The organism is Actinoallomurus spadix (assembly GCF_024055725.1).
GTDB classification, from domain to species: Bacteria; Actinomycetota; Actinomycetes; order Streptosporangiales; family Streptosporangiaceae; genus Actinoallomurus; species Actinoallomurus spadix.
Map to the genome: position 1 here is coordinate 460732 of NZ_JAMXMX010000001.1, position 6895 is coordinate 467626.

The following is a 6895-nucleotide window of genomic DNA, read 5'->3' on the forward strand; positions in this document are numbered from 1 at the left end:
ACGGTCATCAGAACAAGGCCGGCGTGTACGAGGACGTCCTCGTACACCGGGCGGCCCGGCCCGCGTCCGCGGGCTGATGGCCTACCGGGCGAGGGCGGCGATCGCCCAGCCGGCCGCCGGCAGGACCACCCGGCGGCCCTCGACCCGCCCGGGCCCGGCGGCGTGCCGCCACTCGCCGGCCGGCAGATCGGCCTCGGCCGGGCCGTCCGCGGCGTTCAACGCCACCGCCACCCCCTCGTCGCCTTCCCCGGCCGTGTAGACCAGCACGGTGTTGGTCAGCGTCGTCACCGTCGTACGGGCGCGGACCAGCCACGGGTGCCGCCGCCGGAACCCGATGAGGTCCTGGTGGAGCCGGTAGTAGGGGCGGCCGTGCCCGGCCAGGTCCGCGGGATCGTCGGGGAACGCGGGCCGGATCGCGTCGTCGCCGCCCGCACGCTCCTCCTTGATCCCGCGGAACGCCTGCTCGTCCCCGGAGTAGATCGCGGGGATCCCGCCGATTGTGCACAGGATCACCAGGGCGTGCTCGAGGTGACGGGGATCGTGCAGGCGGCTGGCGATCCGGGTGACGTCGTGGTTGCCGATGAACGTGTGGGGCGTGAACGTCTCCAGCAGGGCATTGTGCCGTTTCAGGGCCCAGGCCAGCTCGAAGAGGTTGCGGTCGTTGAGCGAACTCCAGATCGCCTTCCACAACTCGTACTGGGTGACCGAGTCCAGCCCGCCCTCGGTGACGTAGGAGGCGTAGTCGCCGTGGATGACCTCGCCCATCAGCCAGGCGCCGGGGAACCGCGCCCGGACCCGGCCGGTGACGGTCCGCCAGAACGGCAGCGGCACGGCGTAGGCGGCGTCCAGGCGCCAGCCCGCCACGCCCCGCTCCAGCCAGTGCGTCATGACCTCGGTGACGTAGTCGGCGACCTCGGGCTCGTCGTGGTTGAGCGCGACGAGCCGGTCGTGGCCCTCGAACGTCTCATAGGCACCGCCGGGCGCGGGACGGAACCAGGAGGCGTACCGTGAGCGCGGCCCGTGCTCGGCGACGTCGGCGAAGGCGGGAAAGCCGCGGCCGACGTGGTTGAACACGCCGTCCAGCAGCACCCGCACCCCACGCCCGGACGCCTGCTCGATCAGCCGCAGCAGGTCCTGCTCGGTGCCCAGGCGCGGGTCGACGCGGAAGTGGTCGACGGTGTCGTAGCCGTGGGTCTCGGCGGCGAACACCGGGCCGAGCGCCAGCCCGTTGCAGCCCAGGGCGACCAGATAGTCCAGCCAGTCCGCGAGGCGGGACAGCCGGGGCACCGGCGGCGCGGCCGGCGGCAGGGCCTGGCGTTCGGCGCCGGTGAACCCGAGCGGGTACACGTGCCACCAGACGGCGTGTTCGGACCAGTGCATCGCGTATCCCGTCAGTGTTCGGTGGGCCGGCCGCCCGCGCGGCCGGGGTGGGGGAGGTCACCGGCGAGCCGGTCCATCAGCGTCCCGGCCAGCCGCAGCACCTGGCGTTCGGTGTCCGACAGCCCGGCCATCGCCGAGGCCAGCCACGCGTCACGCTCGGCCATGTCACGGGCCAGCGCGGCGGTGCCCTCGGGGGTGATGGCCAGCACGGACTGGCGGCGGTCGCGGTCGTCCCGGATCCGGGTGATCAGGCCGGCCTGTTCCAGCTCGGCGAACACCCGGGTGAGGGACTGGGGCCGCTGGTATTCGGCGGCGGCGAGCTCACCGGCGGTGGCCGGGCCGTGCCGGTGCAGGTGGCTCAGGACCCCGAGCTTGTTGGCGCTCAGCGCCCCGGGGCCGCGCGCCGCGCGCAGCCGCCGCCCGAGCCGCGTGACGCCCTGCCGCACCTGCGCGGCGTCGTCCAGGAGCCCGGCGTCCTCATCCGTCGTGTTCACATCGCTACGCTATCACTTACGATCTGGGTATGAGCGACCGGCCGATATGGCTTTCCATGCCTCGTATCCCGTACGCATCGCGTACCTTCCGGTGGTGTCGGTCCACCGTCCGGCGCCTCGACCCGGACCTCACGGCGCTGCGGGCGACCACCGTCACCATGGCCGCGACACTGGCGGCGTACGGGTCGGCGCTGCTGCTCGAGCACGCCCGGCACCTGCACACCGACCTCCTCATCCAGGCGGTCGCGCTGACGCTGGCGTTCTCACGCACCGGGCCCGGCACCGGCCCGGCCGGCCGGATCCTCCCCCTGGCGGTCCTGCCGCCCGTGGCGGTCGCGGCGGCCGAGACCGCCCGGCTGATGTCCGCCCACCCCGCCGCCGGTGACGCGGTGTTCACCGTCCTGCTCGGCGCCACGATCGCGGTACGGCGATTCGGGCCGCGCGCGACCGGGGCCGGGACCCTCGCGGTGCTGCCGCTGATCGCCGTGCTCGTCGCGCAGGTGCCCGGCGTTCCCCCTCCCGGTCACGCGCAGGACGTGTGGGCGGCGCTCGTCGCGCTGATCGCCGCGTCGTGGGGCCTGGCCGCCCGGTGGGCGGCGGAACGCACCGGGTTCACCCGCCCGGCCGCCCCGGCGTACGCGCCGCCGGCCCGGGCCGGCGGCGGGCGGCGGCCGTCCGCGAGCACCCGCATGAGCCTGCAGATGACCGGTGCCGTCGGCGCCGCGTTCGCCGCCGGTCACCTGGCGTTCCCCGGGCACTGGGCGTGGGTGGTGCTCACCGCCTTCGTCGTGTGCAGCGGGGCGCGGGGGCGCGCGGACGTCCTGCACAAGGGCGTGCTGCGCACCATCGGCGCGGCGGCCGGCACCGCCGCCGCCACGGTGACCGCCGGCGCGTTCGGCGCACACGACCCCCGCGGCGTCGTCGTCATCTTCACCGTCCTCACCGCGGCGACCTGGCTGCGGCACTTCGGGTACGCCTACTGGGCCGGGGGCGTCACCGCGGTCCTGGCGCTGCTGTACGGCTACTTCGGGCAATCCGCCCCGGACCTGCTGGGCACCCGCCTGGAGGCCATCGCCGTCGGCGCCGTCCTGGGCGTGGCGGCGTCCTGGCTGATCCTGCCGATCCGTTCCGCCGACGTGCTGCGCCGCCGGGCCGCGGACGCGCTGGCCGTGCTGCAGGACGTCCTGGCCGCCGCCCGCCGGGACCCGGACCGGCTGGCCGGCCACCAGGTCAGGTTCGACGGCGCCGTCCGGCGGCTCGAACAGATCGCGGGCCCGCTACGCGCCCACCGCGGGCTCCGCCGCGCCGTGGGAAGGCCCCACCGCGCCCATCCCGCCGACGCGATCGACACCCTGCGGCGGTGCGCCGGGCCGGTCCACGCGATCGCGCGCCGCGCGGCCGAGCACCATGACGTGCTCGCCGCACCGGGGATCCCGCGGCTGCACGCCGCGGTCACGGCGGACCTGGTCCGGGCCCGCCGCGCCGTCGGGGGCCGCACCGTCCCCGGGCGGCACCCGGCCGCCCTGGAGGAGCCGGCCCCCATGACGCCGGGCTCCCCGGCCGACCGCGTACGGGCGGCGCTCATCGAGCTGGACACGGCGCTGCGAGCCCTGCAGCGGATCTTCGCCGTGGCCCGCGGCGGGCCGGGGCCGGTGACGCGGCACGCGGCCACGAAACGGACACGAGTCAGGGCGTGAGCCGGCGAGCGCCCCCGTACCAGGAGGGGTCGCTTGCTGGAGGACACCGTGCGGTGGCGCGGCGCGACGGGGCACACGGCCGGTCTGATCCTCGCCGCCACGGCCGCGGTGCCGTGGGGAGTGGGCGGTGTCGCGGCCCAGGAGCTGTTCCAGCGGCACGGCATCGATCCGCGCTGGCTGGTCGCCGTGCGCATGGCGGGGGCCGGGCTGCTCCTGCTGGCGGTCTTCCGCCCCGCCTGGCCGGGCCGGCACTTCGGACGGCTCCTCGTCTCGGCGTCGCGTTCGGCCTGGCGTCCGCGGCCGCCTTCTCGTACTACATGCTCTGTTCCTCGGCGTGCGGCTGCTGGCCCTGCAGTACCTCGGCGCCGCCCTGACCCTGGCCGCCGTACTGCTGCTCACCGCCGCCGACCGGCCCGCGGCCGCGGTCAGCCGGGGATGCTGAGGGCGACCATCGCGATGTCGTCGTCGGCGGGCTCGTCGAACGTGGCGATCAGCCCCCGCAGGCGTTCCATCAGCGCCGGCGCGGCCATGCCCGCACAGCCGGCCAGGAACGCGCGCAGCCCGTCCTCTCCGAACCGGGCGCCGTCGCGGTGCGCGTCGATCAGCCCGTCGGTGTACAGCAGCAGCGTGTCACCGGCGGCCAGTTCCACGTGGACGTTGTCGAACATCGCGCCGTCGAGGCAGCCGATGATGGGGCCGCGCAGTTCCCGGCTCTCCAGGCGCCCGCCGGCGCGCAGCAGGATCAGCGGGGGATGCCCGCCCGCGGCGACCGTGATGATCGCCCCGCCGGGGCCGGGACGCACGATCGCCGCGGCGGCGGTGCAGAACCACATCTCGACGCCGCCCGGACCGTAGACGGCCTGATCGAGTTTGATCGCCGCGTCCAGGCCCGTCAGCATCCGCGCGGGGTTGGGGCGGGTGATCGCCTCGGTCCGCAGCGTGTACCGGACCAGGGAGGTACGGCTCGCGGCCTGGGCGCCCTTGCCGACGACGTCGCCGATGAACAGGCCCCACCGCCGGCCGTCCTCGTCGAGCGGGAACAGATCGTAGAAGTCCCCGCCGATCGGCTCGATGGCCGGCTGGTAGTGCGCGGCGATCTCACAGTGCGGCAGCTCGGGCAGGCTCGGCGGCAGCAGGGACCGCTGCAGGGCGTCGGCCAGGGCCGCCAGCTGCGTCCTCTCCCGCTCGGCCGTCTCGTGCACCGCGCGTTCGAGCGCGGCGGCGCGCAGCGCCGACAGCCGCATCTCCAGGTGCTCCATGGCCAGGGCCGCCAGGTCGCCGAGCACGGCCAGCTCCTCCGCGGCGACCTCGCGCGGCCGGCGGCCCATGACGTTCACCGTTCCCAGCCGGTGCCCGTCGGGAGTCGTGATCGGCGCGGCCGCGTAGAACCGCACCCCCGGCTCGCCCGCCACCAGCGGATGCTCCCGGGCGTCGGGGTCCCGGGCGGTGTCGGCGACGGCGTACGGCCCGCACCGGGACACCGCCTCGGCGCACAGGCCCGGCCCGCGGGTCACCTGCTCCACACCCGGCAGCCCGTACGCCGCCGCGAACCACACCCGCTCGTCATCGACGATCGTCACGGCGCCGATCGGCGCGTCGATGATCCGGGCGGCCAGCGCGGCGATCCGGTCCAGTGCCGCGTCCCGCGGGGTGCCGAGGATCTGGTAGCGGCGGACGGCCGCGAGACGCGCGCGTTCACCGGTGCCCGCGCCCGCGGGCTCCTCCTCGGCCGGGACCGGCGGCAGGGCCCCGTCCGTGACGTCGAACGATTCCATCAACCGCGCTCCCAGTGCCGCCCGTGGGCATGATCAAAGCGTGATCATCTCACATGTCCCGGTGCCGCCCGTCCGGGCGGGCCGTTCCACTATGCCCGATACGAACCACCACCTCAGACGGCCGGAGGGACACGATGACGTTGCCGCACGCCCGGCCACCGGACCGGCACGACCCGGCACCGGCCGTCACACTCGGTGACGGCGATGAAAGGAGGGGAAAGCGCGCCGCCGCACCGGCGCGCCCTACGGTGGGAGGCGACATGCGCACCATCAAGCACTCCGGCGTCCACGAACTGGAGATCCGCCGATCCCGGTTCATCTGCGCCCTCGCCCGCGTCGTCACCGAGGAGGAGGCGCAGGCGTTCATCGCCGGGCGCCGCCGCGCCCACCGCGACGCGACCCACAACTGCACCGCCTACGTCCTGGGCGAGCACGGGGAGATCACCCGGAACAGCGACGACGGGGAACCGGCCGGCACCGCCGGCCTGCCCATGCTGGAGGTCCTGGGCGGTCGCGGCCTGACCGGGGTCGCCGCCGTCGTCACCCGGTACTTCGGCGGCGTCAAGCTCGGCGCCGGCGGCCTGGTCCGCGCCTACGGCCAGGCGGTCGCCGAGACGATCGACGCCGTCGGGGTGGTCGAGCGGCGTCCCGTCGTCACCGTCACCGTCTCCGTCGGCCACGAGCGCGCCGGCCGGCTCCAGCGGGACCTGCACGCCTCCCCGTACCCGCCGGTCGGCGCCCGCTACGGCCGCCGCGCCGAGATCGACGTCGCCGTGCCGGAGGAGGACCTCGCGGCGTTCGAGGCCTGGGCCGCCGCCGCCACCGGCGGGCAGGCCGACCTGCGACGCGGCGCCCGCACCCTCGTCGACGCCGAAATCTGACCGCGCCCCGGACCCGGACGCCGCGGATGGTTCCGCGGTACAGGAAGCGCCACTGAGGCGAGAGCGCGGGGAGTCGGTCACTCGCGATGTTCCGCGGTGCTCTGGCCGGACTGCTTCGGGTAGTGCTTGCGCAGGTCGGATGGCTCGTGCTCGTCGGGCTGAGGCTCGTACGTTTCCGTGGTTCCCCCGGCAAGGCTGCCAGGAGATGTCAGGTATCGCCGGAATGATCGACCCGTCACCGACGAAAGGAAGGGCGGCGTCATGACCGCGATCGCCTCTTTGGCCATGTTCAACCTCGACTGCGCCGATCCCGGCGCGCTCGCCGAGTTCTACCACCAGGTCCTCGACATGCCGATCACCCATCGCGAAGGCGACTACGCGATGATCGGTGACGGCGTCACCAACATCGGCTTCGGCCGTGTCGAGGGCTACCGGCCGCCGGGCTGGCCCGACGAGAACGCGACCAAGCGCTACCACCTCGACCTGTACGCCGACGACCTGGACGAGGCCGAGGCACGGTGCGTGAAGCTGGGCGCCACCCGCCCGGAGTTCCAGCCGGGCGGCGAACGCTGGCGGGTGCTGCTGGACCCGGCCGGTCATCCCTTCTGCGTCTGCCCGCGCCCACCGCAGTCAGAACGGCGGCGACCGCCCGCAGCAGGCCCGCCTCG

The 6895-nt window shown here is 74.9% G+C and carries 6 protein-coding genes; 3 read left to right on the forward strand and 3 right to left on the reverse strand.

All coding sequences use genetic code 11. The features are described from left to right. Positions 1–81: 81 nt before the first annotated feature. The gene (locus NE235_RS02115) at positions 82–1380 is read right to left on the reverse strand and encodes an alpha-amylase family protein (RefSeq protein WP_252798935.1); all 1299 of its coding nucleotides are present in this window, start codon (positions 1378–1380) and stop codon (positions 82–84) included. 11 nt (positions 1381–1391) lie between these two features. Beyond that, positions 1392–1874: a MarR family winged helix-turn-helix transcriptional regulator gene (locus NE235_RS02120; protein ID WP_252798936.1), complete on the reverse strand. Its 483-nt coding sequence runs from the start codon at positions 1872–1874 to the stop codon at positions 1392–1394. 158 nt (positions 1875–2032) lie between these two features. Between NE235_RS02120 and NE235_RS02125 the strand changes: the two genes are divergently transcribed. After that, the gene (locus NE235_RS02125) at positions 2033–3571 is read left to right on the forward strand and encodes an FUSC family protein (protein WP_252798937.1); all 1539 of its coding nucleotides are present in this window, start codon (positions 2033–2035) and stop codon (positions 3569–3571) included. Positions 3572–3996: 425 nt separating this feature from the next. Here the strand turns inward: NE235_RS02125 and NE235_RS02130 are convergent, their stop codons facing one another. Then, complete coding sequence (locus NE235_RS02130) at positions 3997–5346, reverse strand: PP2C family protein-serine/threonine phosphatase (protein ID WP_252798938.1); 1350 nt, start codon at positions 5344–5346, stop codon at positions 3997–3999. A 260-nt stretch (positions 5347–5606) separates the two neighbouring features. On the opposite strand from NE235_RS02130, the gene NE235_RS02135 reads away from it, so the two are divergent. Beyond that, a complete protein-coding gene (locus tag NE235_RS02135; RefSeq protein ID WP_252798939.1) occupies positions 5607–6227 on the forward strand; it encodes a YigZ family protein in 621 nt (206 codons plus the stop codon). A 261-nt stretch (positions 6228–6488) separates the two neighbouring features. Further along, positions 6489–6895 (forward strand): VOC family protein (locus NE235_RS02140; protein ID WP_252798940.1); only part of this gene is annotated, 407 nt, incomplete at its 3' end.

What these genes read in the sequence shown, in the direction of transcription:
- NE235_RS02115 (WP_252798935.1), bottom strand. Translation starts at nt 1,380, where the DNA reads ATGCACTGGTCCGAACACGCCGTCTGGTGGCACGTGTACCCGCTCGGG.
- NE235_RS02135 (WP_252798939.1), top strand. Translation starts at nt 5,607, where the DNA reads ATGCGCACCATCAAGCACTCCGGCGTCCACGAACTGGAGATCCGCCGA.
- NE235_RS02125 (WP_252798937.1), top strand. Translation starts at nt 2,033, where the DNA reads ATGGCCGCGACACTGGCGGCGTACGGGTCGGCGCTGCTGCTCGAGCAC.
- NE235_RS02130 (WP_252798938.1), bottom strand. Translation starts at nt 5,346, where the DNA reads ATGGAATCGTTCGACGTCACGGACGGGGCCCTGCCGCCGGTCCCGGCC.